At 68.4% G+C, this 26,069-nt stretch carries 29 protein-coding genes; 13 read left to right on the top strand and 16 right to left on the bottom strand.

All coding sequences use genetic code 11. The features are described from left to right. Nucleotides 1-17: 17 nt before the first annotated feature. The gene (locus tag JNB_RS14315) at nucleotides 18-425 is read right to left on the bottom strand and encodes a type II toxin-antitoxin system VapC family toxin (RefSeq protein ID WP_040884905.1); all 408 of its coding nucleotides are present in this window, start codon (nucleotides 423-425) and stop codon (nucleotides 18-20) included. Next, a complete protein-coding gene (locus JNB_RS20625; protein ID WP_009777211.1) occupies nucleotides 422-712 on the bottom strand; it encodes a type II toxin-antitoxin system Phd/YefM family antitoxin in 291 nt (96 codons plus the stop codon). Before JNB_RS20625 ends, JNB_RS14315 begins: the two co-directional genes overlap by 4 nt. Before the next feature lie 83 nt (nucleotides 713-795). Between JNB_RS20625 and JNB_RS14305 the strand changes: the two genes are divergently transcribed. Further along, nucleotides 796-2,868, top strand: coding sequence for an NAD(+) synthase (locus JNB_RS14305; protein ID WP_009777210.1), 2,073 nt, complete (start codon nucleotides 796-798; stop codon nucleotides 2,866-2,868). 60 nt (nucleotides 2,869-2,928) lie between these two features. On the opposite strand, the gene JNB_RS14300 is transcribed toward JNB_RS14305, so the two are convergent. The 4 genes from JNB_RS14300 to JNB_RS14285 all read right to left on the bottom strand — a co-directional run bounded on the left by JNB_RS14300 (nucleotide 2,929) and on the right by JNB_RS14285 (nucleotide 6,360). After that, a complete protein-coding gene (locus JNB_RS14300; RefSeq protein WP_009777209.1) occupies nucleotides 2,929-3,822 on the bottom strand; it encodes an RNA polymerase sigma-70 factor in 894 nt (297 codons plus the stop codon). Then, on the bottom strand, nucleotides 3,819-4,424 hold the full coding sequence (locus JNB_RS14295) for a carboxymuconolactone decarboxylase family protein (RefSeq protein ID WP_009777208.1): 606 nt from the start codon (nucleotides 4,422-4,424) through the stop codon (nucleotides 3,819-3,821). Before JNB_RS14295 ends, JNB_RS14300 begins: the two co-directional genes overlap by 4 nt. 176 nt (nucleotides 4,425-4,600) lie before the next feature. Then, the gene (locus JNB_RS14290; protein ID WP_009777207.1) at nucleotides 4,601-5,434 is read right to left on the bottom strand and encodes an ABC transporter permease; all 834 of its coding nucleotides are present in this window, start codon (nucleotides 5,432-5,434) and stop codon (nucleotides 4,601-4,603) included. Beyond that, the gene (locus JNB_RS14285; RefSeq protein WP_009777206.1) at nucleotides 5,431-6,360 is read right to left on the bottom strand and encodes an ABC transporter ATP-binding protein; all 930 of its coding nucleotides are present in this window, start codon (nucleotides 6,358-6,360) and stop codon (nucleotides 5,431-5,433) included. Before JNB_RS14285 ends, JNB_RS14290 begins: the two co-directional genes overlap by 4 nt. Nucleotides 6,361-6,540: 180 nt before the next feature. On the opposite strand from JNB_RS14285, the gene JNB_RS14280 reads away from it, so the two are divergent. After that, on the top strand, nucleotides 6,541-7,764 hold the full coding sequence (locus JNB_RS14280; protein ID WP_009777205.1) for an endonuclease: 1,224 nt from the start codon (nucleotides 6,541-6,543) through the stop codon (nucleotides 7,762-7,764). A gap of 90 nt (nucleotides 7,765-7,854) precedes the next feature. Here the strand turns inward: JNB_RS14280 and JNB_RS14275 are convergent, their stop codons facing one another. Beyond that, nucleotides 7,855-8,331 carry a GNAT family N-acetyltransferase gene (locus tag JNB_RS14275; RefSeq protein WP_009777204.1) on the bottom strand — a complete coding sequence of 159 codons (477 nt, stop codon included), beginning with the start codon at nucleotides 8,329-8,331 and terminating at the stop codon, nucleotides 7,855-7,857. A 36-nt stretch (nucleotides 8,332-8,367) separates the two neighbouring features. Here JNB_RS14275 and JNB_RS14270 point away from each other — a divergent pair, with 36 nt between their 5' ends. Next, nucleotides 8,368-8,763, top strand: coding sequence for a PPOX class F420-dependent oxidoreductase (locus tag JNB_RS14270; protein WP_009777203.1), 396 nt, complete (start codon nucleotides 8,368-8,370; stop codon nucleotides 8,761-8,763). Beyond that, entirely contained in the window at nucleotides 8,760-9,110 is a 351-nt protein-coding gene (locus JNB_RS14265) for a DUF952 domain-containing protein (RefSeq protein ID WP_009777202.1), read from the top strand. The genes JNB_RS14270 and JNB_RS14265 overlap by 4 nt, the downstream gene beginning before the upstream one ends. Here JNB_RS14265 and JNB_RS14260 read toward each other — a convergent pair. From JNB_RS14260 to JNB_RS14245, 4 genes are read right to left on the bottom strand one after another with little or no spacing between them, the layout of a single operon-like run. After that, complete coding sequence (locus JNB_RS14260; RefSeq protein ID WP_148232445.1) at nucleotides 9,086-10,057, bottom strand: phosphotransferase; 972 nt, start codon at nucleotides 10,055-10,057, stop codon at nucleotides 9,086-9,088. The two genes, JNB_RS14265 and JNB_RS14260, sit on opposite strands and share 25 nt — an antisense overlap. A 21-nt stretch (nucleotides 10,058-10,078) precedes the next feature. Beyond that, complete coding sequence (locus JNB_RS14255) at nucleotides 10,079-11,053, bottom strand: permease prefix domain 1-containing protein (RefSeq protein WP_009777200.1); 975 nt, start codon at nucleotides 11,051-11,053, stop codon at nucleotides 10,079-10,081. Further along, nucleotides 11,050-11,388, bottom strand: a complete 339-nt coding sequence (locus JNB_RS14250; RefSeq protein WP_009777199.1) for a PadR family transcriptional regulator — start codon at nucleotides 11,386-11,388, stop codon at nucleotides 11,050-11,052. Before JNB_RS14250 ends, JNB_RS14255 begins: the two co-directional genes overlap by 4 nt. Before the next feature lie 59 nt (nucleotides 11,389-11,447). Beyond that, nucleotides 11,448-12,359, bottom strand: a complete 912-nt coding sequence (locus tag JNB_RS14245) for a LysR family transcriptional regulator (RefSeq protein WP_009777198.1) — start codon at nucleotides 12,357-12,359, stop codon at nucleotides 11,448-11,450. Nucleotides 12,360-12,441: 82 nt separating this feature from the next. Between JNB_RS14245 and JNB_RS21570 the strand changes: the two genes are divergently transcribed. Then, nucleotides 12,442-12,612: a hypothetical protein gene (locus JNB_RS21570; RefSeq protein WP_009777197.1), complete on the top strand. Its 171-nt coding sequence runs from the start codon at nucleotides 12,442-12,444 to the stop codon at nucleotides 12,610-12,612. Between the two features lie 69 nt (nucleotides 12,613-12,681). Here JNB_RS21570 and JNB_RS14240 read toward each other — a convergent pair whose 3' ends face one another. After that, on the bottom strand, nucleotides 12,682-13,617 hold the full coding sequence (locus JNB_RS14240) for an SGNH/GDSL hydrolase family protein (protein WP_009777196.1): 936 nt from the start codon (nucleotides 13,615-13,617) through the stop codon (nucleotides 12,682-12,684). A gap of 27 nt (nucleotides 13,618-13,644) precedes the next feature. Continuing rightward, nucleotides 13,645-14,031: a thioredoxin gene (trxA, locus tag JNB_RS14235; protein ID WP_009777195.1), complete on the bottom strand. Its 387-nt coding sequence runs from the start codon at nucleotides 14,029-14,031 to the stop codon at nucleotides 13,645-13,647. A 272-nt stretch (nucleotides 14,032-14,303) separates the two neighbouring features. Here trxA and JNB_RS14230 point away from each other — a divergent pair, with 272 nt between their 5' ends. Then, nucleotides 14,304-15,674: an aspartate aminotransferase family protein gene (locus JNB_RS14230; protein ID WP_009777194.1), complete on the top strand. Its 1,371-nt coding sequence runs from the start codon at nucleotides 14,304-14,306 to the stop codon at nucleotides 15,672-15,674. A gap of 125 nt (nucleotides 15,675-15,799) precedes the next feature. Here the strand turns inward: JNB_RS14230 and JNB_RS14225 are convergent, their stop codons facing one another. Next, nucleotides 15,800-17,617: an alpha-amylase family glycosyl hydrolase gene (locus tag JNB_RS14225; protein WP_009777193.1), complete on the bottom strand. Its 1,818-nt coding sequence runs from the start codon at nucleotides 17,615-17,617 to the stop codon at nucleotides 15,800-15,802. Between the two features lie 62 nt (nucleotides 17,618-17,679). Between JNB_RS14225 and JNB_RS20620 the strand changes: the two genes are divergently transcribed. The 3 genes from JNB_RS20620 to JNB_RS14210 all read left to right on the top strand — a co-directional run bounded on the left by JNB_RS20620 (nucleotide 17,680) and on the right by JNB_RS14210 (nucleotide 19,614). After that, nucleotides 17,680-18,105: a DUF5990 family protein gene (locus JNB_RS20620; protein WP_009777192.1), complete on the top strand. Its 426-nt coding sequence runs from the start codon at nucleotides 17,680-17,682 to the stop codon at nucleotides 18,103-18,105. Nucleotides 18,106-18,189: 84 nt separating this feature from the next. Further along, complete coding sequence (locus tag JNB_RS14215; protein ID WP_009777191.1) at nucleotides 18,190-18,894, top strand: response regulator transcription factor; 705 nt, start codon at nucleotides 18,190-18,192, stop codon at nucleotides 18,892-18,894. Between the two features lie 15 nt (nucleotides 18,895-18,909). After that, nucleotides 18,910-19,614 (top strand): LuxR C-terminal-related transcriptional regulator, encoded by a 705-nt coding sequence (locus JNB_RS14210; protein WP_148232444.1) that lies wholly within the window; start codon nucleotides 18,910-18,912, stop codon nucleotides 19,612-19,614. A 277-nt stretch (nucleotides 19,615-19,891) separates the two neighbouring features. Here JNB_RS14210 and fumC read toward each other — a convergent pair whose 3' ends face one another. Further along, on the bottom strand, nucleotides 19,892-21,310 hold the full coding sequence (gene fumC / locus JNB_RS14205; RefSeq protein ID WP_009777189.1) for a class II fumarate hydratase: 1,419 nt from the start codon (nucleotides 21,308-21,310) through the stop codon (nucleotides 19,892-19,894). Between the two features lie 58 nt (nucleotides 21,311-21,368). On the opposite strand from fumC, the gene JNB_RS14200 reads away from it, so the two are divergent. Both JNB_RS14200 and JNB_RS14195 read left to right on the top strand, forming a co-directional pair. Beyond that, nucleotides 21,369-22,169 carry an HAD-IIA family hydrolase gene (locus JNB_RS14200; RefSeq protein ID WP_009777188.1) on the top strand — a complete coding sequence of 267 codons (801 nt, stop codon included), beginning with the start codon at nucleotides 21,369-21,371 and terminating at the stop codon, nucleotides 22,167-22,169. After that, a complete protein-coding gene (locus JNB_RS14195) occupies nucleotides 22,166-23,254 on the top strand; it encodes a GNAT family N-acetyltransferase (RefSeq protein ID WP_148232443.1) in 1,089 nt (362 codons plus the stop codon). The genes JNB_RS14200 and JNB_RS14195 overlap by 4 nt, the downstream gene beginning before the upstream one ends. On the opposite strand, the gene JNB_RS14190 is transcribed toward JNB_RS14195, so the two are convergent. Further along, nucleotides 23,241-23,909 carry a sirohydrochlorin chelatase gene (locus tag JNB_RS14190; RefSeq protein ID WP_009777186.1) on the bottom strand — a complete coding sequence of 223 codons (669 nt, stop codon included), beginning with the start codon at nucleotides 23,907-23,909 and terminating at the stop codon, nucleotides 23,241-23,243. The genes JNB_RS14195 and JNB_RS14190 overlap by 14 nt on opposite strands. Nucleotides 23,910-23,980: 71 nt before the next feature. Here JNB_RS14190 and JNB_RS14185 point away from each other — a divergent pair, with 71 nt between their 5' ends. Further along, nucleotides 23,981-25,177 (top strand): thiolase family protein, encoded by a 1,197-nt coding sequence (locus JNB_RS14185; RefSeq protein WP_009777185.1) that lies wholly within the window; start codon nucleotides 23,981-23,983, stop codon nucleotides 25,175-25,177. Between the two features lie 89 nt (nucleotides 25,178-25,266). Next, nucleotides 25,267-26,067 (top strand): tryptophan 2,3-dioxygenase, encoded by an 801-nt coding sequence (kynA, locus tag JNB_RS14180; RefSeq protein WP_202795281.1) that lies wholly within the window; start codon nucleotides 25,267-25,269, stop codon nucleotides 26,065-26,067. Nucleotides 26,068-26,069 lie beyond the last annotated feature (2 nt).

Below are 26,069 nucleotides of genomic sequence, written 5' to 3'. Positions count from 1 at the left end.
AGGGAAGGGCCTCGAGGTCAGCTGGCGTCAACCACCTGAAGCGTGTGGTGAAGGCCGGAGAAGTCACGGGGATTGCGCGTCAGGATCGCGACGCCCTGGGAGACCGCGACCGAGGCCAGCAGCAGGTCGAAGCGTCGTTGTCGTGGGCTCCGGCCCGCTGAGCGCACCACGTCAGCAAGGGCGCCGTACGTGCGGGCGGCCGCCACTGAGTACGGCAAAGGCTCGAAGACGTCGAGGATGCGCTGATATCTCAGTTGCCGGGCGGCCGACTCGACAGCATCAGGGACGTGGAGTCCGTGGGCGAGCTCGGCCAGGCTGATGGTGCTCACCACCACTTCCGTCGCGAGCGAGGCGAGCCCATGAGGCGGGTCGATCAGGACCGACGTGTCGAGGAGGGCCCGCTCGACCTGCGTGGAGGCGGTCACGAACGCGGCTCCCACACGTCCCGCAGCTCGTCAGAGACGGCGTCATCGAGCTGCTTCTGCTCAGTCTCGAACTCAGCGACGCTCCATGGCGGCAGATCGGCCACGGCGAAGTGGAAGTCGGCAGCCGGGACCCAACGCCTCGGACCTTTGACGACGGGCTCGCGATGCGGCACGAGGTCGGCCACCGGAACTCCGCGTCGGGTCACGACCAGCACCTCACCCGCCTCCACACGACGGAGCATCTCGCCACTGTCGTTGCGCAACTGGCGCTGGCTGATCTCGGTCATGCTCAAATGTAGCACCAAGGTGCTACAGCAAAGCGCGGGCTGGACACGAGGGCAGACCTCACCCACCTGACAGACTCAGGCGCATGGACTTTCGCAACGCCTACGCGCACGGATTCGCCCGTGTCGCCGCCTGCACGCTCCCCGTGACGATGGCCGACCCCGCCAAGAACGCGGCGGCCACGATCGAGCAGGTGCGCGCCCTCCACGAGGACGGGGTTGCCGTCGCACTCTTCCCCGAGCTCGGGCTGTCCGGCTATGCCATCGACGACCTCTTCATGCAGGACGTCCTCCTCGAGGAGGTCGACAGGGCGATCGTCGCCGTCGCCGAGGCCACTGCGAAGCTCACGCCCATCGTCGTCGTCGGCGCTCCCCTGCTCATCGGCAACCGCCTCTACAACTGCGCGGTCGTGATCCAGGGCGGCGAGGTCATCGGTGTCGCGCCCAAGTCCTATCTGCCGAACTACCGCGAGTTCTACGAGAAGCGCTGGTTCGCTCCCGGCGACGACGCGGTCGACACCCTCATCAACCGCCCGCACTGGCCGGGCGCCGACGAGGACGGCGACATCGCCTACGGCACGGATCTCCTCTTCGAGGCAACCGACGTCCCCGGACTCGTCGTCCACGTCGAGATCTGCGAGGACATGTGGGTGCCGGTGCCACCGAGCCACCGCGCCGCCCTCGCGGGAGCGACCGTCCTGCTCAACCTCAGCGCCTCCCCCATCACCGTCGGCCGCGCCGACGACCGCCACCTGCTGGCGCGCTCTGCGAGCGCACGCTGCAACGCGGCATACCTGTATGCCGCCGCGAGCGAAGGTGAGTCGTCCACCGACCTGTCGTGGGACGGGATGACCATGGTCTACGAGATGGGTGACCTCCTCGGCGAATCCGAGCGCTTCCCCAGCGGACCCCAGGCCACCGTCGTGGACGTGGACCTGGATCGGTTGCGGCAGGAGCGAATCCGCCAGGGCAGCTTCGACGACAACCGCCGCGTCGAGGGCATCGGTGAGCCCGGCGGGGAGTCGTTCCGCGTCGTCGCCTTCGAGCTCGACCCGCCCACCGGCGACATCGGACTGCGCCGCAAGGTCGACCGCTTCCCCTTCGTCCCCGACGACGAGGCGCGCCTGGCCCAGGACTGCTACGAGGCCTACAACATCCAGGTGTCCGGACTCGAGCAGCGGCTGCGCGCCATCGGCCAGCCCAAGATCGTCATCGGCGTCTCGGGTGGCCTCGACTCCACCCACGCCCTCATCGTCGCGGCCAAGGCCATGGACCGACTCAGGCGCCCGCGCACCGACATCATCGGCTTCACAATGCCCGGGTTCGCGACGAGCGACGGCACCAAGAGCAACGCGATCCACCTCATGGAGTCGCTCGGCATCACCTTCGAGACCCTCGACATCAAGCCGGCCGCCACGCAGATGCTCAAGGACCTCGGCCACCCCGCGGGCAACGGCGAGGAGGTCTACGACGTCACGTTCGAGAACGTGCAGGCCGGCCTGCGCACCGACTACCTCTTCCGCGCGGCCAACCAGCGAGGCGGCATCGTCCTCGGCACAGGCGACCTGTCGGAGCTGGCGCTGGGCTGGTGCACCTACGGTGTCGGCGACCAGATGAGCCACTACGGCGTCAACACGGGCGTCCCCAAGACGCTCATGCAGCACCTCATCCGATGGGTGGTCTCGTCCAAGCAGTTCGAGGGTGGAGTCAACGAGACACTCGTCGAGATCCTCGACCAGGAGATCAGCCCCGAGCTCGTCCCCACCAAGAAGGGCGAGAAGATCCAGTCGACCGAGGACTCCGTCGGCCCCTACTCGCTGCAGGACTTCACGCTCTACCACGTTCTCCGCAGGGGCTATCGGCCCAGCAAGATCGCCTTCCTCGCCCAGCACGCCTGGTCCGACAAGGCGACCGGCGACTGGCCGGCGGGCTACCCCGAAGGCGACCGGACGGCATACGACCTCGCAACGATCCGGCACTGGCTGGAAGTCTTCGTCAAGCGCTACTTCAACAACCAGTTCAAGCGCAGCGCACTCCCCAACGGTCCCAAGGTCGTCTCCGGCGGGACGATGTCGCCTCGCGGCGACTGGCGTATGCCGTCCGACGTCTCGTCCGCTGCCTGGCTGGCCGAGATCGAGCGCAACGTCCCCAAGGCCTGACCCTTGCGTCTGCGGAGGTGGCCGTTCTGGCCGCCGCATCCGCAGACGCAACGAGGAGGGTCAGCGGCTGACGTCGGTCTCGGTGCCGATGCGCCCCAGCTTCTCGGGGTTGCGCACCGCGTAGACGCCGGTGATGAGACCGTCCTCGACCTCGACCGTGAGGATGCTGTCGACCTCGCCGTCGAGATGGACGATGAGCGCCGGGCGGCCGTTGATGTCGACCGGCGAGAACGTGATGGCTCCGAACCTGCTGAAGCCACCCAGCAGCAGGCGCGACACCTTGTCGGCGCCGAGGACCGGGTGGGCCAGGGCCTGCTTGATGCCACCGCCGTCACCGAGCATGACGACGTCGGGTGCGAGCACGTCGACGAGCCCCTGCAGATCGCCCGTCGTGACGGCTCGCTGGAACGCCTCGAAGACGCCACGCGCCTGCCCGGGTTCGACGTCTCCGCGAGGGCGGCGGGCAGCGACGTGCGAGCGGGCCCGATGGGCGATCTGGCGCACGCTCGCCGGACTCTTGTCGACGGCCTCGGCGAGCTCGTCGTAGTCGAGCCCGAACACCTCGCGCAGCACGAAGACCGCCCGCTCGGTCGGCGTCAACGTCTCGAGGACGAGCATCATCGCGATCGACACGCTGTCGGCGAGCTCGACGTCCTCGGCAACGTCGCGGGCCGTGACGAGCGGCTCGGGAAGCCACGGTCCGACGTAGTCCTCACGTCGGCGTGACACGGTCCGCAGCCGGTCGAGCGCCGTCCGGCTCACCACGCGCACGAGGAAGGCACGCGGGTCGCGCACCTCGCGCTGGTCCACCGCGTCCCACTTGAGCCACGCGTCCTGGACGACGTCCTCGGCATCCGCCGCGGACCCGAGCATCTCGTAGGCCACCGTGAAGAGCAGGCTGCGGTGAGTGGTGAACGGGTCACCCGCCCCGGCCTTCTCGGCGTCAACACTCATGCGACCGAGGGTACTTTCGGCGCGGCCTTGGAGGGCGCCGCCAAGGGCGCGAGACCGCACGCGTCCGCGAACTCGTCCGAGCCGATCCCCAGTGCGATGTTGCCGCGAGCGCTGTAGTTCATGAAGCCGACCCGGGCGGTGAGCTCGAGAAGTCCGGCGGCGCCGAGGTCCTCCAGCAGCGCGGTCGACAGCTCATCGGTGACGGCAACCGGCGTCTGGCACATCGCCTCGGCGTACTCCATGACGCGACGCTCGGCCGGCGTGAAGACCGTCGACTCGCGCCACCGCGGGACCTCGCGCGCCTTGGCTTCGTCCAGTCCGTGGTTGTGGGCCATGAAGTAGCCGAGGTCGAGGCAGAAGCTGCACCCGATCTCGGCAGCCGCCGCCATCGAGGCGAAGGACGCGAGGTTCTTGTCGAGCTCGTCCCAGGCCTCGACCTTGCGGCCGAACCCCATCGCGTCCTTCATGACCCTGGGGTGGTGCCACATGACCCCGAGCGAGTCGGGGACCTTGCCGAGCATGCGGCGGGCCATCGTCGTGATGAGGCGACCCTGGATGCCGTTGACCTCGGCTGCGGGGATCCTGGCGGTGTCGGTGCTCAAGGTTCTCTCTCCTCGTCGTCGATGAGGGCCTCCGTGTGATGCCCTCGACATGAAGACGCCGCCCGGTCGGGTTCTGTGACACGTGCCGTCAACTCCTTGCCCTGTCCCCACCAGAATCGTCCAATAGGGCACGAATGGTTGACGACGCCATTCGTGCCCTATTGGACGATTTGTGGCTACTTGACCTCGGAGCGGCGGACGAGGAACAGCCCGATCGCGAGCGGGATGGCGAGCCAGAACAGTCCGGTGACTCCCAGCTGGGACCACTGCCTGGTCGTCAGGTCACCGTTGAAGAGGAATCCCTGGGTGAAGTTGAAGTCCATCCACGGCTGCAGGTCCCGCCACCACGACTGGCTCGTGGCCAGCAGCATGGTCAGCGGCGGGAGGACGAAGTTGTAGACGAAGTAGCCGACGATCGCGCCCGGGGAGTTGCGGATGAGGACGCCGAGCATGAAGCCGATCAGCATGTTGAGCACCGTGGCGAGGGTGATCGTGAGCATGTGGCTGACGGAGAGGTTCCAGACCGGGTCGATCCCGGCGACCGAGGCGCCGACCAGGTTGCCCAGGGCCCCGACGCTCAGGGCAAGGACCATCGCTGCGACACCCACGAGCACCGCGACCGCCAGCTTGGCGCCGATGACCCGACCGCGGTGAGGCACGAGGGTGAAGGTCGTGAGGCCGCTTCGCTGGCTCCACTCGCTGGTCACGGAGAGGGTCGCGATGATCGGGAGGATGATCACCATCGGGATGCCGACGGCGGCACCGAAGTTGTCGTAGGTCAGGTCCGCATCGGCAGAGAAGATCATGACGGCGCCGGTGGCCAGCAGGGCGAGGATGCCGATGCTGCACATCAGCCACATCCCGGAGCGGGTGTTGAACATCTTGCGCAGCTCGACCTTGAGCAGACGCGATGTTGGGATCGGGGAGGCTGCCGAGCGCCGCTGTGCGGCAACCGGACTGGTCGTGTCGTTGGCCGGAGCCAGGGTCGTGGTTGCGGTCGTGGCGGTCATGCCGCTACTCCTTCGGTCTGGGTTCCTTCACGCTGGGTTCCTTCACGCTGTGTGTCGGCGGTGAGCTCGAGGAACATCTCCTCGAGGCCGGCGCCGTCTGCTGACTTGAGCTCGGTCAGGGCACACCCGGCATCCCGGGCGATCTGGCCGACGAGCGTGGGGTCGGCGACGGTGCGCAAGGCCCCGTCGTCGGCGACGGTGAACTCCACCCCACCGCGGGTGAGGGCGTCCGCGAGCTGGGTGCGATCGGGCGTGCGCACGACGGTGCCGGCGGCGGCGAGGAGCTCGTCCTTGGTGCCCTGGGCGACGATGCGGCCGTTGCCGATGACGACGATGTCGTCGGCAATGACCTCGATCTCGTGGAGCAGGTGGGAGGAGAGCAGGACAGTGCCTCCGGCATTGGCATAGCCGCGCAGGAGGTCGCGCATCCAGCGGATGCCCGCGGGGTCGAGGCCATTGGCCGGCTCGTCGAGGATCAGGACGTGGGGGTCACCGATGAGGGCGGTGGCGATGCCCAGTCGCTGGCGCATGCCGAGCGAGTAGTTGCGCACCCGCCGACCGGCCTCGGTCGGGGTGAGGCTGACCCGCTCGAGCATCTCGTCGACGCGCGAGCCGGGCAGGCCCATCGTCATGGCGGCGACCGTGAGGATCTCGCGGCCGGTGCGGCCGGCATGCTGAGCAGAGGCGTCGAGCAGGACGCCGACCTCGAGGCCCGGGTTGGGCAGGTCGACGAACCGCTTGCCGTCGATGGTGGCCGATCCGCTCGTGGGCGGGGTGAGCCCGACCATCACGCGCATCGTCGTGGACTTTCCCGCGCCGTTGGGGCCGAGGAAGCCGGTGACCCGACCTGGGCGGGCAGTGAAGGAGATGTCGTCGACGGCGAGGTGGTCGCCGTACTTCCTGGTGAGCGAGCCAATGGTGATCATGGGGGCAACCCTCGCGTCGGGCACCGGTCGCCCACATCGGGGACGGGACCCGACCAGCCCCTTGGATCACCCTGAGCCGACTCAGGGTTGCCCCCCGAGCCACCCTCTTTGCCGAACCCTTGCCGAACCCTCACCTGCGCTTTGCCCCATGCGGCGTATGCCGGCAGCAGGCTGAGCGTCATGCTCACCACCGCGCCCCGCGCGCCACTCTCGTCTCGCAGCCAGACGCGCGTCGCCACCCTTGCCGCGCTCCTGCTCGTCGCCCTCATCAGCGCCATGGCGCTCACCGCCTTCACGGCACGCACCGCCACCGCTGCCACCCCCCTGACCGTGACCCAGGCGATCGCCACCCAGAACGGGACGTCGCAGACGGTCCGTGGCTACGTCGTCGGTGAGCCGGTCGCGACGACGACGGTCAACCGCAGCTCGTTCACCGGCGACCTGGCCATCGCGCTCGCCGACACCGCCGGCCAGACCGACACGACCAAGATGGTCTACGTCCAGCTGACGACGCAGTGGCGCAGTGCGTGGGGCCTCAAGACGAATCCCTCGCTCCTCGGCAAGGTCATCGACGTCACGGGCCCGCTCGAGGCGTACTTCGCCCACGCCGGCCTGAAGTCCCCGACCGCCATCTCCTCCGTCGGGACCACGCCGACCCCCACAGGGACCGCGACCCCCACGCCGACGCCGACCCCCACGTCAACGGGTGGCGGTGACACCGACACCTACTACGCCAGCGCGCTCGGCAAGACCGGCTCCGCACTGAGGACGTCGCTGCACAGCATCATCAAGAACCAGACCGTCCTCACCTACGACCAGGTCTGGGACGCGCTCAAGGACACCGACCAGGACCCGGGCAACAGCGCCAACGTCATCGAGATCTACTCGGGCCGCTCGATCGCCAAGTCCAACAACGGTGGTGGCGTCGACCAGTGGAATCGTGAGCACGTCTGGGCCAAGAGCCACGGCGACTTCGGCACGGCCAACGGACCCGGCACCGACGTGCACCACCTCCGCCCCGAGGACGTCACCGTCAACTCCGACCGCGGCAGCCTCGACTTCGACAACGGCGGCTCGGCCGTCAACCAGTGCTCCGACTGCTGGCGCGACAGTGACTCCTTCGAGCCGCGCGACGCCGTCAAGGGAGACGTGGCCCGGATGATCCTCTACATGGCCATCCGCTACGAGGGAGACGACGGCTGGCCCAACCTCGAGCCGAACAACTCCGTGGCCAACGGCAGCGCGCCCTACATCGGCAAGCTGACCGTGCTCAAGGCCTGGAGCGCGGGCGACCCGCCGGACACCTTCGAGAAGCGCCGCAACGACCGCATCTACGCCCAGTGGCAGCACAACCGGAACCCGTTCATCGACCACCCCGAATGGGTCACGTCGATCTGGCCCTGACCGGACCAGAACGCAGAAGGTATGCCGGCCGCTCACCGAGAGCGGCCGGCATACCCATCTGTTGTCGTGTGGCTTGGGTGTCGTGCGGCGTCAGCCGCCGAGTTCGCTGAGCGCCGAGCCGTCCATGCGGAAGACGGTCCACTCGTCCTGTGGCAGGGCGCCGAGGCTCTTGTAGAAGCCGATCGACGGCTCGTTCCAGTTGAGGACCCACCACTCGAGGCGGGTGTAGCCGCGCTCGACGCACGTGCGGGCCAGCGTCGCGAGCAGGTCGCGGCCGATGCCGCTGCCGCGCTGCTCGGGCTGGACGAAGAGGTCCTCGAGCCAGATGCCGTTGACGCCGGTCCAGGTCGAGAAGGTGAGATACCAGACCGCCATCCCGACGATCTCGCCGTCGACCTCGGCCACGTGCGCGAAGGTCGTGGGCGTGCCCGTCCCGGGGAAGAGCGCGGCGTGGAACTGCTCCTCCGTCGCCTTGGCCGCGTCCGGCTCCTTCTCGTAGACCGCGAGGTCGCGGACCAGCTGCAGGATGGCCGGGACATCGTCGGGCGTGGCCTCGCGAATCGTCATGAACGGGAGCGTATGCCGCGGCGTAGGTTGGGTGCCATGGCGACTGTTCCCGACGAATTCGTCCACCTCCTCACCGACCCGAACTACGGTCACCTCGCGACGGTGCGGCCCGACGGCTCACCGCAGGTCAACCCGATGTGGTTCCTCTTCGACGCGGACAGCGACACGCTCCGCTTCACGCACACCACCAAGCGAGCGAAGTTCCGCAACCTCCAGGTGAACCCGGCGATGGCGATGGAGGTCATCGACCCCGACAACGCCTACCGCTTCGTCGAGCTGCGCGGTCGTCTCGTCGAGGTCATTCCCGACCCCGAGGGCGAGTTCTATCCGGTGCTGGGTGCGCGCTACGGCAACCCCGAGACGCCCATCCCGCCGGACAAGGCCGACCGCGTCATCCTCGTGATGTCGATCGACAAGGTCACCCAGAAGTGATCCACCACGTCACCGCGCCCGAAACCTGGGCCAAGGCGGTCGAGGACGACACCTTCACCGAGTCGACGCTGGGCCGGTCTCTCGAGGACGAAGGGTTCATCCACTGCTGCGAGGAGGACCAGCTCGGCTTCGTGCTCACGAACTTCTACGCCGGGGTCGATCACGACTTGGTGCTGCTGACGATCGACCCGGCACTGCTCACGGCGCCGCTGGTCCGCGAGGTCGGCAACCCGGAGACGGGTGAGCAGTTCCCGCACATCTACGGAGCGCTCAACCCGTCTGCCGTTGTGGCGACCGAGCTGCTCCACCCACCCCACACAGGTCAGGGGAACGTCGGGTCCAGGTAGTCGATCAGCCTGAGATCGTCCTCCAGGGCGAACTCGGGTGGGACCTCGGCACACACGCGCGTCCACGACGCGAAGCGGTGCACCCGGGCCAGACGTCGGGCGGCGGGCCAGAGGTCCAGCAAGGACTCGGGCTCGTCACGCCACTCGGCAAGGTAGGCCAGGAGGACGCGCCGGACCCGTTCGTCATCGAGTCCCGGGAGGGGCCATCCCACCGCCTTGGCAAGGGGGATCTCCATCACCGGTAGCGGGTGCGACCAGAACGAGTCGCCGAGGTCGAGCAGCCGAACCCGCTCCCCGTCGACGAAGGCGTTGGCATCGCCAAGGTCATTGTGCTGCAACGTGTCCGGCAGGCCCGAGGCGTCGAGGAGGGTCGCGTCGTCCTGCCGCTGCGGGATGGTGGCGAGGACGCGATCGGCCACCTCGGCCGTGACGTGCTGCGGGTGGTCGCTCGGCAGGTGCTCCAGCTCGTGCACGGCGGCCATCACGTATGCCGGCACGTCGCTCGCCGCGAGCGTGCTCACTCCCGCACCGATCACCTCCGCAGCGTGTGGCACGAGAGCCTGCTGCATCCGGGCGGTCTCGCGACCGACGAGCTCCCACTGCTCGATGGTGGCCGGGCCGCTGTCGCGCAGCGTGGGCCCCTGGTCGGCCGTGAGGATCCACGCGCGGCCCACGTCGACGGCAACTGGTGCGACGACGTGGTCCGGCACCAGCGAAGCCAGCACTGACGCGAGTGCCGCCTCGAACCCCTGCCCGGGGTTGGCGACCTTGAACCAGTGCCGCCCGCGGTCGGTCTCGATCGTGAAGACGGCCGACCAGAAGCGCATTCGGTTCTCGGACAACGCTCCTGAGGTGTGGACGCCGCGGGAGGCGAGCGAACGGCATACCCAGTCGTTGGCCTCGGACAACCACTCCGGTGAGCGCCACAGCGCAACGAGATCCTGCACGGACCCAGCGTAGGCGTGCGGTCAGGCGACGCGCTGGCCCTTCATGGACCGGCGGGCCTTGACCACGGACTCGACGCACTCCCACAGGCTGACGAGGACGATGCCGGCGGCCACGAGTGCGGTCGGGATCGCCCAGTCGGTCGACCAGCCGAACCTCTCACCGAGGACGGTCGGCAGGTCGGTGAGGAGCTCGCCGCGCGACAGGAGCCAGACGAGGAGGGTGGCGCTCGCGGCGTTGGTGGCGACGTTGAGAGCGGCCAGCACGGGGGTCCAGCGACCGGACTGCCAGACCATCAGGGCCAGCACTCCGTCGAGGGCGAGCAGGGCCACGAGGGCGATCTCCCAGACGAGCGCGAGATGGGGGTTGAGCACCTGGATGGCGTCGCCGGACACCCCGGTGAACTGCCACGCCACGACGGCGGCCAGGACGAAAGCGAAGCCCGCGGAGAAGGCCGTCTCGGTCAGCCCCACCGCGCGCCAGGGCACTTCGGTGCTCAGCTGGTCGGGCTTCCAGTCGCTGAGCGGTCGGTCGCGGTCGGTCTCGGGCCGGTGCCACTCGATGAGGGCGAAGGTCAACGTGACCCAGAAGCCGAGATGCACTCCCACGGTGAGGACCACGACCCAGGAGTCGAGGAGGATCGAGCCCCAGTTGTCATCGCTGGCCGTGAGCCGCCCGATGAGGTTCGCGACGAGGACGATCGGCAGGACGATGGGCGGCAGGAGCCGCATGAGTCGGAGGTAGTCGGGGTACAAGCCGGGTCCGATGAGGTAGTTGGGGCGGCCGCCGTAGTGGCGGGCGAGAGCGTCGGGGTCGCCCAGTTCGGCGATGGCCTCCTGCTCGGCCGCTGCCGGGTCGGCACCGGCGTCAACCTTGCCGTCGACGGCGTCGGCGATCGTCCCCCGCAGTTCCTGCGCCACATCGGGGCCGACGTCGTCGGGGAGATGCCGGGTCACGGTCCACACGTAGCGGTCGGTGAGCGTCGTCTTCGTGGTCATCGCGGGTCTCCTCCATCGAGGGCGCCGATCGCGGTGTCGAGCGTGCGCCATTCGGTCATCAACTGGTCCAGCACTCGGGCGCCGTCGGGGCTGACCCGGTAGAACTTGCGCGGTCGCGCGTCGTCGGTGTTCCACTCACTCGTGAGCAGTCCCTGCTTCTCGAGGCGGCGGAGCAACGGGTAGAGCGTGTTGCCGTCGACGGCAAAGCCGGCCTGCGCGAGGGTCTCGAGGAGGGCGTAGCCGTAGCGGGGCTGCGCGAGCGTCGTGAGGCACGCGAGCACCACCGTGCCTCTGCGCAGTTCCTGCAGGTGTCCTGCGATGAGGTCGTCGTCCATGCGTCACACCATAGTGTGTGTCACACATCATCGTCAACGACACATGCAGTGCCGAGCCGTCAGGGGGTGGCGGAGCGGCCCCGGCGGGTGGGGTGGGCGTTGAGCTCCAGCAGCATCTCGAGGAGCCGAGCAGCCGCCGGGTTGGGGCGACCCGTCTCACGGACCAGCGCGGAGATCTCGCGGATCGGAGTGGGGTCGGTGATCCGCAGCCTGGTGACCTCAGAGGGCAGCGCGCGGGCGGCCAGACGCGGCATGACCGAGATGCCGACGCCGGCGGCGACGAACTGGATCGCGGAGTGGTGCTCCTGGGCCTGCACCGTGAACCTCGGCGTGAAACCGGCTGCAGCACAGGCGGACACGACGATGCGATGACACAGACTGCCGATGAAGTCATTGGACACCCACGTCTCGCCACGCAGGTCGGCGAGCCGCACGGTGCGCGACTTCGCCAGCTCGTGAGTGCTCGGCACGACGGCCACGAAGGGATCGGTCGACAGGGGCACCTGCCGATAGCCCGAACGGCCGCCACCATCAGGCGGGTCGATGACGATGTCGATGTCGGGAGTGATGTTGCGGTTGGTCGCCTCAGTGAGGACGAGGTCGACGGTGAGGTCCGGCTCCTCGAAGGTGAGCCGCTTGACGAGGTTGGGCATCCACGCCGAGCCCGCCGACGCGAAGTAGCCCACGACCAACCGACCGCTGCGCCCTTCGCGCAGGTCGGTGACGACGGAGTCGAGTCGGCCCCACTGGCTCATCGCCTCCTCGCTCTGGGCGGCGAGCTCCAGACCGGCCGGGGTCGGCGTGATGCCACGCCCCTGGCGCTGGAACAGGACGAGCCCCGTCTCGCGGGCGAGGGCGCTCAGGTGCTGGCTCACCGCACTCGACGTGAGCCCGAGGTTGTCGGCGGCCGCCTGCACGGAGCCGCTGCTGACGACGGCCCGAAAGACGGTGAGGCGGTGGGGATCGAGCATGTCCTGATTCTACAGCGCTGCTTAACAACTCCTAAGCAAAGTCACGTTGTGCTAAGGAGTTGAACGCTGGATCATTGTCTTCATGATCCCCCGCACCCAGACCCTCAACACCGCCCACCGCATCGCCGACCGCCTCCGCAACTTCCGTCGCCAGGGCAACTCCGGCTGGTCCAACACCGTCGACATGGACTACACCCGCGCCAACCACGAGCTCATGGTGGCCTCGCAGTACCAGCAGCACCGCAACGTCTGACCGACCTGCACGCTGTTGTCCAGCGCTGAGCCAATGGCGGCTCGGCGCTGTTTCATTTCCCCGGGGGTTTCACTTCCCCAGAGCCAGACGCAGTTCACGATCGAGGTCGTGGAGGACGTCGTGCCGCCCCTCGCGCACCAGCGCCTCGACCCGGCTCGGATCAAGCCCGTGCCGTCGGGCGCCGTCGAGGCTCTGAGGTGACAACAGGTCGGGAAGGCGGAACGTCGGGGCGTCTCCACGACGCGCCGGGCCCTCGACGACGCGCACATCGCGCTCGGGCCGAAGGTCGGCACTCTCCGCATCGAATGCCGTGGTGACGAGCCGCGCATAGGCCGCATGACCGTCCGCGTTCGGGTGGAAGGACTGCTCCAGCGGCAGGGACGCGCCGTTGAGCCACTCCGGGTCGTCGCAGATCGCGTGCCCGGTAAAGGGACCGCGCGGGTCGACGAAGTCAGCGCCCGCGTCGTGCGTCGCCGCGCCGATGACGCCGGCCAGCTCGTCCACGCCATCCTTGATGCGCCCCATCTCGTGAGGGCTGAAGAACGTCAGGGCGTTGCAGTCCTCGCCGTTGAACAACACGGGGTATGCCGTGACGACCAGTTCCGCATTCGGCGCACGTTCCCCGATCGTCGCCAGAAGCCCCGCGAGACGCTCCGGCAGCTGGGTTCGCAGGATCGCGAGCGCATCGTCGATGACCGGGTCCGAGTCGGACACCCAGGACGGCTTGGCGCACTCGATGAGGACGGGGACGAACCCGATGTCGTTGCCGCCGACGGTCAGTGAGACGTGCGTCGTCTCGGGGCCGAGAGCCTGCGCCTGGTCGCGCTCGACGTTGTCGATGGTCGCGCCGAGGCACGCCTGGTAGGCGAGGTGGAGACCGAGCGTCCGGGCGACGAGAACGGGATATCCCTCAACCGCGCGCCAGCACTCGTTGCGCTTGGCCCCACCGCCGACGCCCGCGGCATACGAGTCCCCGAGGGCGACGAACGGCGGTGGCGAAGGCACACCGCCATCCAAGCAGGGTGCAGCTGGTCAGGCCTCCGGGGTGGCGGCCTGGGCCTGCTGCTCCTGGGCGACCTTGGCGCGGACCTCGTCCATGTCGAGCTCCTTGATCTTCTCGATGATCCCCTCGAGCGCCGGGCCGGGGAGGGCGCCGGGCTGGGAGAACACGAGGATCGAGTCGCGGAACGCCATGAGCGTGGGGATCGAGGTGATCTGCGCAGCTGCGGCCAGCTGCTGCTCGGCCTCGGTGTCGATCTTGCCGAAGACGACGTCGGGGTGCCGCTGCGAGGACTCCTCGAAGACGGGGCCGAAGCGCTTGCACGGACCACACCATTCGGCCCAGAAGTCGACGAGGACGATGTCGTTGCTCGTGACGGTCTTCTCGAACGTGTCGGCGGTCAGCTCGACGGTGGCCATGCAGAACTCCTTGGTGTCAGGGATGTCAGGCGGGTGTCAGAGGTGCCTGATCAGATGGGTCAACACCGAGAGGTGCGCAGATCATCCGAAGGCGCACCGACAGCCACCGACGGCATGCACGGGGGCTGTGGACGACCCCGGGACACGCCAAGGGCGCGCGTCGGTACAGGGGTTCACGACGCGCGCCCGGCTTTTCCCAGAGTAGCGACAAAACGGGGTGATTGAACAGGGTTCAACCATGTGACTCGTGACGCCCTCGGCTCCACGCCCATATGCTGCCGAGGGTGACGACGACGAACCCGACCCACCAGACGACCTCGACCACCGACGCTGACCGCGCGCACGTCTTCCATTCGTGGTCGGCACAGGCCCAGATCTCGCCCGCCGAGGTGACCAAGGCGCTCGGGTCGCACTTCTGGACGGCCGACGGCTCGAAGTACCTCGACTTCTCGAGCCAGCTCGTCAACGTCAACATCGGCTACCAGCACCCGAAGCTCGTCGCCGCCATCCAGGAACAGGCCGGGAAGCTGCTCACTGTCTCGCCGGCCTTCGCGAACGACGCCCGGTCCGAGGCCGCGCGACTCATCGCCGAACTCGCGCCCGGGGACCTCGACTCGGTGTTCTTCACCAACGGTGGCGCCGAGGCGACCGAGAACGCGATGCGCATGGCGCGCCTGCACACCGGCCGCCAGAAGGTCCTGACGACCTATCGCAGCTATCACGGGGCGACGGCGGGCGCGATCGCCGCGACGGGCGAGCCGCGCCGTTGGGCGTCGGAGCCGTCGGTGCCGGGGATCGTGCACTTCTGGGGTCCCTACCTCTATCGCTCGGCGTTCCACGCGACCTCGGAGGCGCAGGAGTGCGAGCGCGCCCTGCAGCACCTGCGGGACACGGTCATGGTCGAGGGCGCGTCGACGATCGCCGCGATCATGCTCGAGACGGTCGTGGGCACCAACGGCGTCCTCGTGCCGCCGGACCGCTACCTCGCCGGCGTGCGCGAGATCTGCGACGAGAACGGCATCGTCTTCATCGCCGACGAGGTCATGGCCGGGTTCGGGCGGTGCGGCGAATGGTTCGCCATCGACCGCTGGGGCGTCACTCCGGACCTCATCTGCTTCGCGAAGGGCGTGAACTCGGGCTATGTGCCGCTGGGCGGCGTCGTCATCTCGGCGGCGATCGCGGCGACGTTCGCCGACCGCGCCTACCCGGGCGGGCTGACCTACTCGGGGCACCCGCTCGCGTGCGCCTCGGCCGTCGCCTCCATCGGGATCTTCAAGGAGGAAGGCATCCTCGAGCACGTCCGCGGCGTCGAGGAGACCGTCCTGCGGCCCGGTCTCGAGGCGATCGCCGAGCGGCACCCGTCCGTCGGCGACGTCCGCGGAGTCGGATTCATGTATGCCGTGGAGCTCGTCCGCTCCCGCGAGACCCGCGAGCCGCTGGTCCCGTTCAATGCATCCGGCGCGGCTGCCGCTCCCATGGGCGCGTTCGCCGCCGAGTGCAAGAAGAACGGCCTGTGGCCCTTCATCCACTTCAACCGCACCCACGTCGCGCCGCCGTGCACGACGACGGCTGCGGAGATGCGTGAAGGCCTCGAGAAGCTCGACGCCGCGTTGAACGTCGCAGACACCTACGTCACCGCCTGACCTCACTTTCGACTTCGTGCCCCAGACGGACACGCAGAAGCTGGCCCTCGGCCGCCACAATCGTCCAATAGGGTACGAATGGCGGGGGCGCTCCCAGCCATTTGCGCCCTATTGGACGATTGTGGTCAGGTCTCCCGGGTGAGGACGACCGCGCTGTAGGGGCCGAGGGCGAGGACTGCGCTCTGCTCGCAACCGTCCAGGGCCGGGCCGCTCGCCTCGACGTCGAAGGCATCAGTGCCGGCGAAGTCCGGCGCGTAGACCGACGAGTCGGAGTTGAACCGCACCTTCCAGAGGCCCGGCGCTGGCAGACCGACGGGCAGCTCACCCAGCACCTGGGTCGAGTAGTTGAGGACGACGACGGTGTCGTCATGCACTCCCCCCTCGGCCCACCGGTGGAACGCGAGGATCTTGGCCGAGTTGTCGATGCGAAGCGCGTTGATACCCGCGCCACGAAGACCGTGGCTCACGCCATCGGCGTTGCGGCGCAACCGGATCAGGTCGCGGTGCAGGGCCACGATCCCGGCGTTCGACTCGGACTTGCCCCAGTCGAGCTGCACCGAGTCGTCGAACCACCGGTCCTCGAGGAACTCCTGCCCCTGGAAGAGCATCGGCAGACCCGGCGCGAACATGACGGTGACGAAGCCGAGGGCAGCCCGCTTCTTGGCGGCCCAGGAGTCGGCGTCGCCGGGGGCCACGGCTTCGGGCAGACGGGTCTTGCCGTTGGCCACCTCGTCGTGCGACTCCGTGTAGATGACGCGGGTCCCGGCCGGGCCACGCCCTTCGCCGAGCACGGCGCTGGCCACCGACTCCACGTCCCGGTTCTCGTCACTGAGCTCGGTGAGGGCCTTGCGGACGGGGTGGACGAAGCCGGCGTCCCACTGGGCGTGGAAGCCGAGGCCACCCTGCCCGCTCATGGTCGTGACCGCCGGGTCGTTCTGGAGGTCCTCGGCGATGAGGAGCTTCCACGGCTGGCGCGCCGTGATCTCGGACGTGAGCCACGACAGGTAGTCGGCGCCGTCGGGGATGGCAGCTCCCCCGTCCCACGTCCCGCCCGTGACCGAGCGAATGTAGTTGGTTGCGTCGAATCGCAGCCCATCGCAACGGAATTCCTCGAGCCAGAGCAGGGCGCTGTCGCGCAGGTAGCTGCGCACCTCCAGCCGACCGTAGTCGGGACGGGTGGCGCCCCACGGCGTCGCCGCGCGCCAGTCGTTGTAGAAGTAGATGCCTCCGCCATCACCCTCGGACCAGCCGTCGAAGCGCCACAGGTCGAGGTCAGAGGGTCCGATGTGGTTGTGCACGACGTCGACGATCACGGCCATGCCGTGCTCGTGAGCCGCCTTGATGAATCGCTTGAACGCGTCCGGACCGCCATAGGTCGACTCGACGGCGAACAGGTGGCTGGGGTTGTAGCCCCACGAGATGTCGCCGGCGTACTCGAACGGCGGCATCACCTGGATCACCGAGACGCCGAGGTCACGCAAGTGGTCGAGCCCGGCAATCGCCGACTCGAAGCTCCCGCGCGCGCCCTTGTCCCTCCCGAACGTGCCCACGTGCATCTCGTAGATGACCACGTCGTCCCAGGACGGCATACGGAATCCGTTGTCACCCCAGTCGAACGAATTCGGTTCGTAGACAACGCAGTTGCCCACGGAGTTCGTCATCTGGCGGGCATACGGGTCGGCCCGCCACACGACCTCGGAGCCCGTGTCGACCTGGAACTGGTACTCCTGCCCGGCCCGCACCCCGGGGACGTGCACGGACCACATGCCAGGGGCGCCGTCGCCGTCACGCTCGAACTGCGGGTTGTTGCCGCTGTCCCACCCGTTGAAGTCGCCGATGACCCACACGTGCTGGGCATGGGGCGCCCAGACGCGGAAGGTCACACCGTCGTCGACCGGTGTGGCGCCCATGCCGCCATGGGGTGAAGGTGCGGTGAAGTCCATGGCGCTCAACCTAGTCCGGCGATGTTTCGGCACGGTGGCGGTGCTCTTGCGACGATGGGCACATGGACGTGCACATCGTCGGGGTGTCGCTGCCGCCTCCCGTCATCGAGGGGCGAGCCGTTTTCGTGGGTATGCAGCGTGGTCGAGATGTCGTGTCGGCTCGGCCGGTCGCTGGGTCGACGATGACCTTCGACGCGGAGCTGGACGTCGTCGTGACCCCGGCCGGCGTCGACTACCGCGGGCCGTGGGTGCAGGGAAAGCGCGGCGACCGCTTCCTCTACCTGTGCTGGGGCCACGACTCGACGCACGGGTTCGACGGCTTCCGTCGCGCCAAGCTCATGCTGGGAGTGCTCGACCCCGCCGAGATGGCATCGGCACCGGAGGGCGCGATCCTCCAGGGCCACCTGCCTCTCGTGGACGCGCGCGGCGGGCCGGTGTGCGCGGCAGTTCGACCGCCCGTGATCCGGTGGTCACTGCGCACGGAATGACCACTTCTGGACAGCAACCGGACGTCTGACCGGACAATCGCCGATACTTGACCGGACAACGACCACCCAGGGGGGTGCAGCAGGATGTCCGAGGCTCACCAGTTCGCCCTCACTCTCATGGGCCGGATGAACGAGGTGGCCCAACCGGGAGGGCCACTGCCGCCCGGCTTGACTCCCTTCGGGGTCGGCCAGGGCGACGTGATGCGGCGCCTGGCCGCACTCGAGATGAGAACGCGTCAGACGGTGCGCAACCTGGTGCCGACGCTCACGTTCGATCCCGAGGACGCGGCCTACGAGCTGGGTGAGCGATCGATGTCCCGTGGGGTCACGCTGCGCTTGATCGTCTCCCCGCGCACGCTCCGCTTCCACCCGCTGCTCACATCGTTCACGCCCACCGCTCTGATCGGTCCGGTGCTCTTCCGGACGATCATCGTCGACGAGCACATCGCCGTCATCGCAGGTCCGGACACGGTCGACGGTGCCACCACCGCCTGGCTCGCGACCAGCGGCGAGTTCCTCGAGAGTGCAGTGGGACTGTGGCACGCCACGGTTGCGGAGTCGCGACCAGCGCTGCCCGACGGAGCCGAGCCGCCCCTCAACTCGCGCCAGCTCTCGGTCGCCAGGGCCCTGTGCCTGGGGAGGACCGACGCAGCCATCGCCCGTCAGCTCGGCATCTCCGAGCGCAGCGTGGCGCGAGACGTCGCCGCCATCTGCGACGTCACCGAGGCACACTCTCGCAGTGAGGCGATCCTCAACATGTTGGGTCGTGGGCGACAGAGCCGGACCTGAGGAGGGTGTCAACGCATGTCCGAAGCACAACGTCTTGCTCTCGCGTTGATGGGCCGCATGAACGAGCTCGCACACCCCGGTCGCCCACACCCCCCGGGTCTCAGCTCCTTCGGTGTGGGACAGGCCGAAGTGATGGAGCGACTGTCCACCCTGGAGCCCCGGACCCGCACGAGCGTCTGGAACATCATCCCGACGCTGATCTTCGACCCTGAGGATTTCTCGTACACCCTGGACGCCCGGTCCCGAGATCGGGGCATCGACCTGCAGACGATCACCCTGCCGCGAACCCTGCGTTTCCACCCGCTGCTGTCTTCCCTCAACACCAACCTTCGGCTGGGGCCGGTCCTGTTCAACTGCATCATCATCGACTCACAGATGGCCGTCATCGCGGGACCCGACACGGCCGACGGCGCCACCACTGCCTGGCTCGCGACCAGCGGCGAGTTCCTCGCAAGCGCACTTGGCATGTGGCACGCCACGTTCGCCGAGTCTCGGACTGCGCTACCTGAGGGCAGCACGCCGCCCCTCACTCCACGCCAACTCGATGTGGCACGCGCAGTGTGCCTGGGCCGGACTGACGCCGCCATCGCCCGACAGCTCGGGACGTCCGAGCGGACGATCGCACGGCACGTGGCCGCCATCCTTGACGCCACAGGGGCAAGTTCTCGGTCCGAGGCCGTGCTCAACATGCTGGGCCGAGGACGACACAGCCGCACCTGACCTCGCAACGAGCGCCGACCGGGCGACGTCCGGGCGAACGCCAGAGGAGTGATGGCGACTCCCTTTGACGCGACCACTCCCCTGCGACCAGCGCTACGGGTTTCCGCGCAACGGACCGTTCACGGACCCCCCTGCTGGCCCGTGACCCTCAGAGGATGACGGCCCAAGCCCCCGTGAGTCGAGCCCGTGGCGACAACTCGCCGTGACCTTGACGCAGAGGGGCAGTCGTTGGTAATGACTGGGCGTCGGATCGGCTGACGACGCCGTGGTCCACGCCTCAGTTGTGGGTCATGTCCTCGGGGACGACCCACTCGTCGAACTGCTCTCCCGTCACGTCACCCGAGGCCAGGGCCGCGTCGCGCAGCGACAGACCCTCACGGTGCGCGTGCTTCGCGATCGCCGCGGCCTTGTCATAGCCGATGTGCCGGTTGAGCGCCGTGACGAGCATGAGGTTGCTCGCGAGGTTGGCCTCGATCCGCTCCGTGTTGGGCTCAATGCCGCGGGCGCAGTGCGCGGTGAACGACCGGCACCCGTCGGCCAGCAGCCGGATGGACTCGAGCACGGCGTGCGCCATGACCGGCTTGTAGACATTGAGCTGGAAGTTGCCCTGCGACCCGGCGAACGCGACCGTCGCGTCATTGCCGAAGACTCGCGTCGCCACCATCGTCAGCGCCTCCGCCTGGGTCGGGTTGACCTTGCCCGGCATGATCGACGACCCGGGCTCGTTCTCGGGAATCCGCAGCTCCCCCAAGCCATTTCGCGGGCCGGACGCATACCAGCGGACGTCGTTGGCGACCTTCATGAGGACACCGCCAAGGGTCCGCAGCCCGGCGCTGACTCCCACCAGCGCATCGTGGGCAGACAGCGCGGCAAAGAGATCCGGCGCCTGCCGGAACGCCTGACCCGTCTCCGCCGCGATCTTCTCCGCCGCCAGCGCACCGAACCTCGGGTGGGCGTTGAGCCCCGTCCCGACTGCAGTGCCACCGATGGCCAGAGCGCGAGCCGACTCCACGGCATACCCCAGAGCCTTCATGGCTTCGTCGATCTGCGCGACCCAGCCACCGAAGACCTGTCCGAGCGTCACGGGGGTGGCGTCCTGGAGGTGCGTGCGGCCGACCATGACGACGTCCTTGTATGCCGTGGCCTTGGCGTCGAGGACGCCGCGCAGCTCCGCGACGGCGGGCTCCAGACGTTCGACGACCTCGAGGACGACGGCGATGTGCATGGCCGTCGGGAAGGTGTCATTGCTCGACTGGCCGCGGTTGACGTGGTCGTTGGGGTGGACGGGCGTCTTGGAGCCGCGCACCCCACCGGCGAGCTCGATGGCGCGGTTGGACACGACCTCGTTGGCGTTCATGTTGGACTGCGTGCCGGACCCGGTCTGGAAGACGACGAGGGGGAACTGCGCGTCGAGCGAACCCGAGATGACGTCGTCCGCAGCGCGCACGATGAGGTCGGCGACATCGCTCGGCAGCTCGGCCAGCTCGCCATTGGCCTGTGCCGCAGCCTTCTTGAGGATGCCCAGCGCCCGGATCATCGGCCGGCCCCACACGAACGTGTCGCGCCCGATGTCGAAGTTCTCGATGCTGCGCTGCGTCTGCGCACCCCAATAGGCGTCAGCGGGAACGTCGATGGAGCCCATCGTGTCGGACTCGCTGCGGTGTGCCCGGTCTTGGTTGTCGTCACGTTGCGCCATGACTCCACCGTAGGCGCGACAATGACCACATGACAGACCGATGGATTGAGACTGCAGGATGACTCACCCGCAACCGATCGAGACCTGGCTGACCGACATGGATGGCGTCCTCGTGCACGAGGAGCACGCGATCCCCGGAGCCGCAGACTTCATCGAGGCGCTCAAGGCCGCGGGCCGTCCCTTCCTCGTCCTCACCAACAACTCGATCTACACGGCACGCGATCTGCGGGCCCGCCTGCTCGCCAGTGGCATCGACGTGCCCGAGGACTCCATCTGGACCTCGGCCATGGCGACGGCGCAGTTCCTCGCCGACCAGCGACCGAGCGGCACGGCCTACGTCGTCGGCGAAGCCGGTCTCACCACCGCACTGCACGACGTCGGCTACATCCTCACGAGCCGCAAACCCGACTACGTCGTCCTCGGCGAGACGCGCACCTACTCGTTCGAGCAGATCACCCAGGCCATCCGGCTCATCGACAAGGGCGCTCGCTTCATCGCGACCAACCCCGACGTGAGCGGCCCGTCGCCCGAGGGGATCCTCCCCGCGACCGGCTCTGTCGCCGCGCTCATCACTGCTGCCACGGGTCGTCAGCCCTACTACGTCGGCAAGCCCAACCCGCTCATGATGCGCAGCGCCCTCAACCGGCTCGACGCCCACTCCGAGACCACCGCGATGATCGGGGATCGCATGGACACAGACGTCGTGTCCGGGCTCGAGGCAGGGCTCCGGACCGTGCTCGTCCTCACCGGTTCGACGCGCCCGGACCAGGTCGAGCTGTTTCCGTATCGACCCACCGCCGTGGTGGACTCGATCGCCGACCTTGTCCCGATCGTCCAGTCCGGAGGACCCATCGCATGACGTCACCGACGCCAGATCCGTTGTCCGAGACAGAGATTCCGCCGGCCCAATCTGGCCTGCCGGACCTGTCGGGTATGCCGTCCGGCTGGGTCGTGCGCGTTCCCACCCGTGAGGACGTGGACGCCCTGGTGTCGTTGTCCGAGGCGCATCAGCAGATGGCCAAGGGCTCGGGTTCGGTCGACACCGATGTCATCGAGAGCAACGTCGCCGGCAAGGGGTCCTGGACCCGCCACCAGTCGTTGGTGACCGACGCCGAGGGGTCGGTCCTCGGTTGGGCAACGACCCACGACCGGGCAGGTGGCCGCACCCTCGTCGAGGTGACGGTGGCCGTCGAGGGCATTGCTGACAGTGACGCGGACGCCCTCGCGGCGGCGTTGTTCACGTGGGCTGAGGAAGCCGGACGCGTCATCGCCTCCGGTCGTGAGCTGCCCGGCACCCAACTCGACTCCGGTGCGTATGCCGACGACCAGCGCCAGCGGCGATGGCTCGCGGCCGCTGGCTACCGCCAGACCCGCACTTGGCTGCAGATGTCACGACCCGTGACGCCGAAGGAGGCCGAGGACGGCGTCCTCCCCGCCGTCCGTGAGGGTGTGACGATCCGCCAGGTCGCCAAGCACGACACCGGCCTCCCGGTTGCCGCCGACCTCCAGACCGTGCACCGCATGCTCGAGGAGTCGTTCACCGACCACTTCAACAGCTATCGCGAGTCCTTCCCCGAGTTCCTGTCGCGCCTGCGCGAGGACCCGGGCCACCGGTGGGACCACTGGTGGATCGCGGAGATCGAGGTCGATGGAGAGCTGGTGCCCGGCGGGGCTCTCGTGGCGACCGTCGTTCCTCCGGATGCGTCGGGTGCTTTCGGCACCTACGTCGACTACATCGGGGTGCACCGGCTGGCTCGTGGTCGGGGTGTTGCAAAGGCGTTGCTGCACACGGTGATTCGTGATGCGGCGGAGCGCGGCAACAACCGCGTCGGGCTCGAGGTCGACGACGACTCCCCCACCGGAGCGGATGGCCTCTATGTCTCGCTCGGGTGGGTCACGGCATACAAGACCGAGTCCTGGCACCGCGACATCACCAACGACTGAGGATGACGGCGACCACCGCGTCGTCGTCCCCGAGGGGTGGCGTCACGATGTCGGCGCCGGCGTCCGACAGCCGGTCGTGGAAGAAGCCCTCGGCCAACAGGTAGGACGCGATCGCGACCGTGGAGGCGCCGGCAGCTCGAGCGGATGCGACGGCGTCGGGCACGGACGGCTGGGTGCCCGCGGCATACGCGACCGTGACGGGGCCACCCCACTCGGTCGCCAGCTGGTCGGCTGCCGTCTCGACGTCCTCGGCAGCCACGGCCCGGCTGGACCCGGCCGCTGCCATGACGACGTGCGTACCGGGGGCCACGTTGCTCGCCCGCAGGTGCTCGACCATGAGCGCCGCAAGCAACGGGTCGGGGCCGAGCGGCGCCACGGCACGTGATCCGCGGTGCTCCGCCACGGCGTTGGCGATGTCGACATCGACGTGGAAGCCTCGGCTGAGGAGCAGGGGCACCACGACCACGGACGCGTGGCGGGTCATGACGTCATCGAGCAGCTCGCCGACAAGGGGCTCCTGCACGTCGACGTAGGCGAGGGTCACCTCCTGGGTGGGCAGCGACTCCGCCACCCGCCGGGCGAGCCGCCGCACCGTCTCGGCGCCACGCTCGTCACGGGTGCCGTGGGCGACGAGGACAACCGCAGTGTGCTCCATGGACTGAAGTCCAGCACAGGTCACACCCCGGCGCCCTGTCCCGTCCGCCATGAGGTTCCTACGATGAGGGAATGACTTCAGGCAGCTCAGGCAACGCAGAGAAGATCGTCCTGCTCGAGGGCGCCCGCACCCCGATCGGCAGCTTCGGTGGGATGTTCAAGGACGTGCCCGCCCACGAGCTCGGCGCGACCGCCGCTCGCGAGGCCCTGGTCCGCTCCGGCGTCGCGCCCGAGGACATCGACGAGGTCGTCATGGGCTGCATCGGCCAGGTCGGACCCGATGCCTACAACGCCCGCCGAGTGGCACTGGCAGCCGGACTTCCAAAGTCGGCACCGGCATACACGGTCAATCGTCTGTGCGGTTCTGGACTGCAGGCGATCTGGTCGGCCGCGATGCAGATGCGGTGGGGTGGGGTCGATTTCGCGCTCGCCGGTGGTGACGAGTCGATGTCGCGTATGCCGTTCTACGACTTCGGTGCCCGCGCGGGCTATCGCCTCGGGAACCGTGAGCTCGTCGACGGCACGATGATGATGCTGACCGACCCGTTCCACGACATCGGCATGGGCGTCACCGCCGAGAACGTCGCCAAGCGCTATGGCGTGAGCCGCGAGCAGCAGGACGAGTTCGCGCTCCGGAGCCAGCAGCTGGCCGCGAGCGAGGCCGGTCGCGCGGCGTTTGCGCAGGAGATCACGCCGGTCGAGGTGGGCGGACGCAAGCCGTTCACCGCCACTGAGGACGAGCACCCCAAGCCCGAGACGACGCTGGAGATCCTTGCGGGCCTGCGCCCCGCGTTCGACAAGAACGGCACGGTCACGGCCGGCAACGCGTCCGGCATCAACGACGGTGCGGCTGCGGTCGTCCTGGCCCGGGAGTCCGTCGCCGCCGACCGCGGCCTCACAGGTCTCGTCACCCTCGAGGCCGTCACGACGGGCGCGATGGAGCCCGAGCTCATGGGCTACGCCCCGGTCATCGCGCTCGAGAAACTCTTTGCCCAGACCGGCCTGAGCCCCGACGACATCGACACCTTCGAGGTCAACGAGGCGTTCGCGTCCCAGGCCGTCGCCGTGGTGCGCGACGCCAAGCTCAACCCCGACAAGGTCAACCCCTACGGCGGGGCGATCGCCCTCGGTCACCCCGTCGGCGCGACGGGCGCGATCCTGTCGCTGCGCGTGGCCAAGGACCTGCACCGCCGCGACCTCGAGACCGGCGTCGTGACGATGTGCATCGGCGGTGGCCAGGCCCTCGCCGCCCTCTTCCGCCGCGTCTGAGTGGCCGTACTGTTGCTGACGTGACTGAGACCTCGAAGGGCAACACCCGGCCGATCGAGGCGGGGATCCACACGGACTTCGCCAAGGAGATGAGCTACGGCTCATATCTCTCGCTCGACGAGCTCCTGAGCGCCCAGCACCCGGCGAGCAACCCGGAGCACCACGACGAGCTGCTCTTCATCATCCAGCACCAGACGTCGGAGCTGTGGCTCAAGCTCGTCCTGCACGAGCTCCGTTCTGCCGCAGACCTGCTCGCGCACGACGAGATGCGCATGGCCCTCAAGCGCATCGCCCGCGTCAAGCACATCCAGCGCACCCTCACCGACCAGTGGTCCGTCCTCGCGACGCTGACCCCGACCGAGTACAGCCAGTTCCGCGGCTTCCTCGGTCACGCGTCGGGCTTCCAGTCGTGGCAGTACCGCGCCGTCGAGTTCATGCTCGGCAACAAGCACCGCGGGATGCTCAAGGTCCACGAGGCCGACCCCGCGGCGCACGCGATCCTCGAGCAGCTCCTCGAGGCCCCGAGCATCTATGACGAGTTCCTGCGCTACCTGGCACGACGTGGGTATGCCGTGCCGCAGGAGATCCTGAACCGTGACGTGAGCATCGCGCACGTCCCGAACGCCGAGCTCGTCCAGGTGTTCACCGGCATCTACGAGGACGCCGAGAACCACTGGGACATCTACGAGGCGTGCGAGGAGCTCGTCGACCTCGAGGACAACTTCCAGCTGTGGCGCTTCCGGCACCTCAAGACGGTGCAGCGCGTCATCGGCATGAAGACCGGGACGGGCGGATCGAGCGGGGTCGGCTTCCTGCAGCGCGCGCTCGAGCTCACCTTCTTCCCCGAGCTCTTCTCAGTCCGCACCTCGATCGGCGCACCCCCCGCGTAAGC

This window comes from Janibacter sp. HTCC2649, from assembly GCF_000152705.1.
GTDB lineage: Bacteria > Actinomycetota > Actinomycetes > Actinomycetales > Dermatophilaceae > Knoellia.
Note: the sequence above shows the minus strand (reverse complement) of the source record. Positions and strands in the feature narration are given on the sequence as shown.

What these genes read in the sequence shown, in the direction of transcription:
- JNB_RS14285 (WP_009777206.1), bottom strand. Translation starts at nt 6,360, where the DNA reads ATGATCACCATTGGCTCGCTCACCAGGAAGTACGGCGACCACCTCGCC.
- JNB_RS14185 (WP_009777185.1), top strand. Translation starts at nt 23,981, where the DNA reads ATGACTTCAGGCAGCTCAGGCAACGCAGAGAAGATCGTCCTGCTCGAG.
- JNB_RS14255 (WP_009777200.1), bottom strand. Translation starts at nt 11,053, where the DNA reads ATGACCACGAAGACGACGCTCACCGACCGCTACGTGTGGACCGTGACC.
- JNB_RS14305 (WP_009777210.1), top strand. Translation starts at nt 796, where the DNA reads ATGGACTTTCGCAACGCCTACGCGCACGGATTCGCCCGTGTCGCCGCC.
- JNB_RS20620 (WP_009777192.1), top strand. Translation starts at nt 17,680, where the DNA reads ATGGACGTGCACATCGTCGGGGTGTCGCTGCCGCCTCCCGTCATCGAG.
- JNB_RS14225 (WP_009777193.1), bottom strand. Translation starts at nt 17,617, where the DNA reads ATGGACTTCACCGCACCTTCACCCCATGGCGGCATGGGCGCCACACCG.
- JNB_RS14250 (WP_009777199.1), bottom strand. Translation starts at nt 11,388, where the DNA reads ATGGACGACGACCTCATCGCAGGACACCTGCAGGAACTGCGCAGAGGC.
- JNB_RS14275 (WP_009777204.1), bottom strand. Translation starts at nt 8,331, where the DNA reads ATGACGATTCGCGAGGCCACGCCCGACGATGTCCCGGCCATCCTGCAG.
- JNB_RS14210 (WP_148232444.1), top strand. Translation starts at nt 18,910, where the DNA reads ATGTCCGAAGCACAACGTCTTGCTCTCGCGTTGATGGGCCGCATGAAC.
- JNB_RS14300 (WP_009777209.1), bottom strand. Translation starts at nt 3,822, where the DNA reads ATGAGTGTTGACGCCGAGAAGGCCGGGGCGGGTGACCCGTTCACCACT.
- JNB_RS14215 (WP_009777191.1), top strand. Translation starts at nt 18,190, where the DNA reads ATGTCCGAGGCTCACCAGTTCGCCCTCACTCTCATGGGCCGGATGAAC.
- fumC (WP_009777189.1), bottom strand. Translation starts at nt 21,310, where the DNA reads ATGGCGCAACGTGACGACAACCAAGACCGGGCACACCGCAGCGAGTCC.
- JNB_RS14270 (WP_009777203.1), top strand. Translation starts at nt 8,368, where the DNA reads ATGGCGACTGTTCCCGACGAATTCGTCCACCTCCTCACCGACCCGAAC.
- JNB_RS14245 (WP_009777198.1), bottom strand. Translation starts at nt 12,359, where the DNA reads ATGCTCGATCCCCACCGCCTCACCGTCTTTCGGGCCGTCGTCAGCAGC.
- JNB_RS14190 (WP_009777186.1), bottom strand. Translation starts at nt 23,909, where the DNA reads ATGGAGCACACTGCGGTTGTCCTCGTCGCCCACGGCACCCGTGACGAG.
- JNB_RS14230 (WP_009777194.1), top strand. Translation starts at nt 14,304, where the DNA reads ATGCTGCCGAGGGTGACGACGACGAACCCGACCCACCAGACGACCTCG.
- trxA (WP_009777195.1), bottom strand. Translation starts at nt 14,031, where the DNA reads ATGGCCACCGTCGAGCTGACCGCCGACACGTTCGAGAAGACCGTCACG.
- JNB_RS20625 (WP_009777211.1), bottom strand. Translation starts at nt 712, where the DNA reads ATGACCGAGATCAGCCAGCGCCAGTTGCGCAACGACAGTGGCGAGATG.
- JNB_RS14290 (WP_009777207.1), bottom strand. Translation starts at nt 5,434, where the DNA reads ATGACCGCCACGACCGCAACCACGACCCTGGCTCCGGCCAACGACACG.
- JNB_RS14280 (WP_009777205.1), top strand. Translation starts at nt 6,541, where the DNA reads ATGCTCACCACCGCGCCCCGCGCGCCACTCTCGTCTCGCAGCCAGACG.
- JNB_RS14195 (WP_148232443.1), top strand. Translation starts at nt 22,166, where the DNA reads ATGACGTCACCGACGCCAGATCCGTTGTCCGAGACAGAGATTCCGCCG.
- JNB_RS14200 (WP_009777188.1), top strand. Translation starts at nt 21,369, where the DNA reads ATGACTCACCCGCAACCGATCGAGACCTGGCTGACCGACATGGATGGC.
- JNB_RS21570 (WP_009777197.1), top strand. Translation starts at nt 12,442, where the DNA reads ATGATCCCCCGCACCCAGACCCTCAACACCGCCCACCGCATCGCCGAC.
- kynA (WP_202795281.1), top strand. Translation starts at nt 25,267, where the DNA reads ATGAGCTACGGCTCATATCTCTCGCTCGACGAGCTCCTGAGCGCCCAG.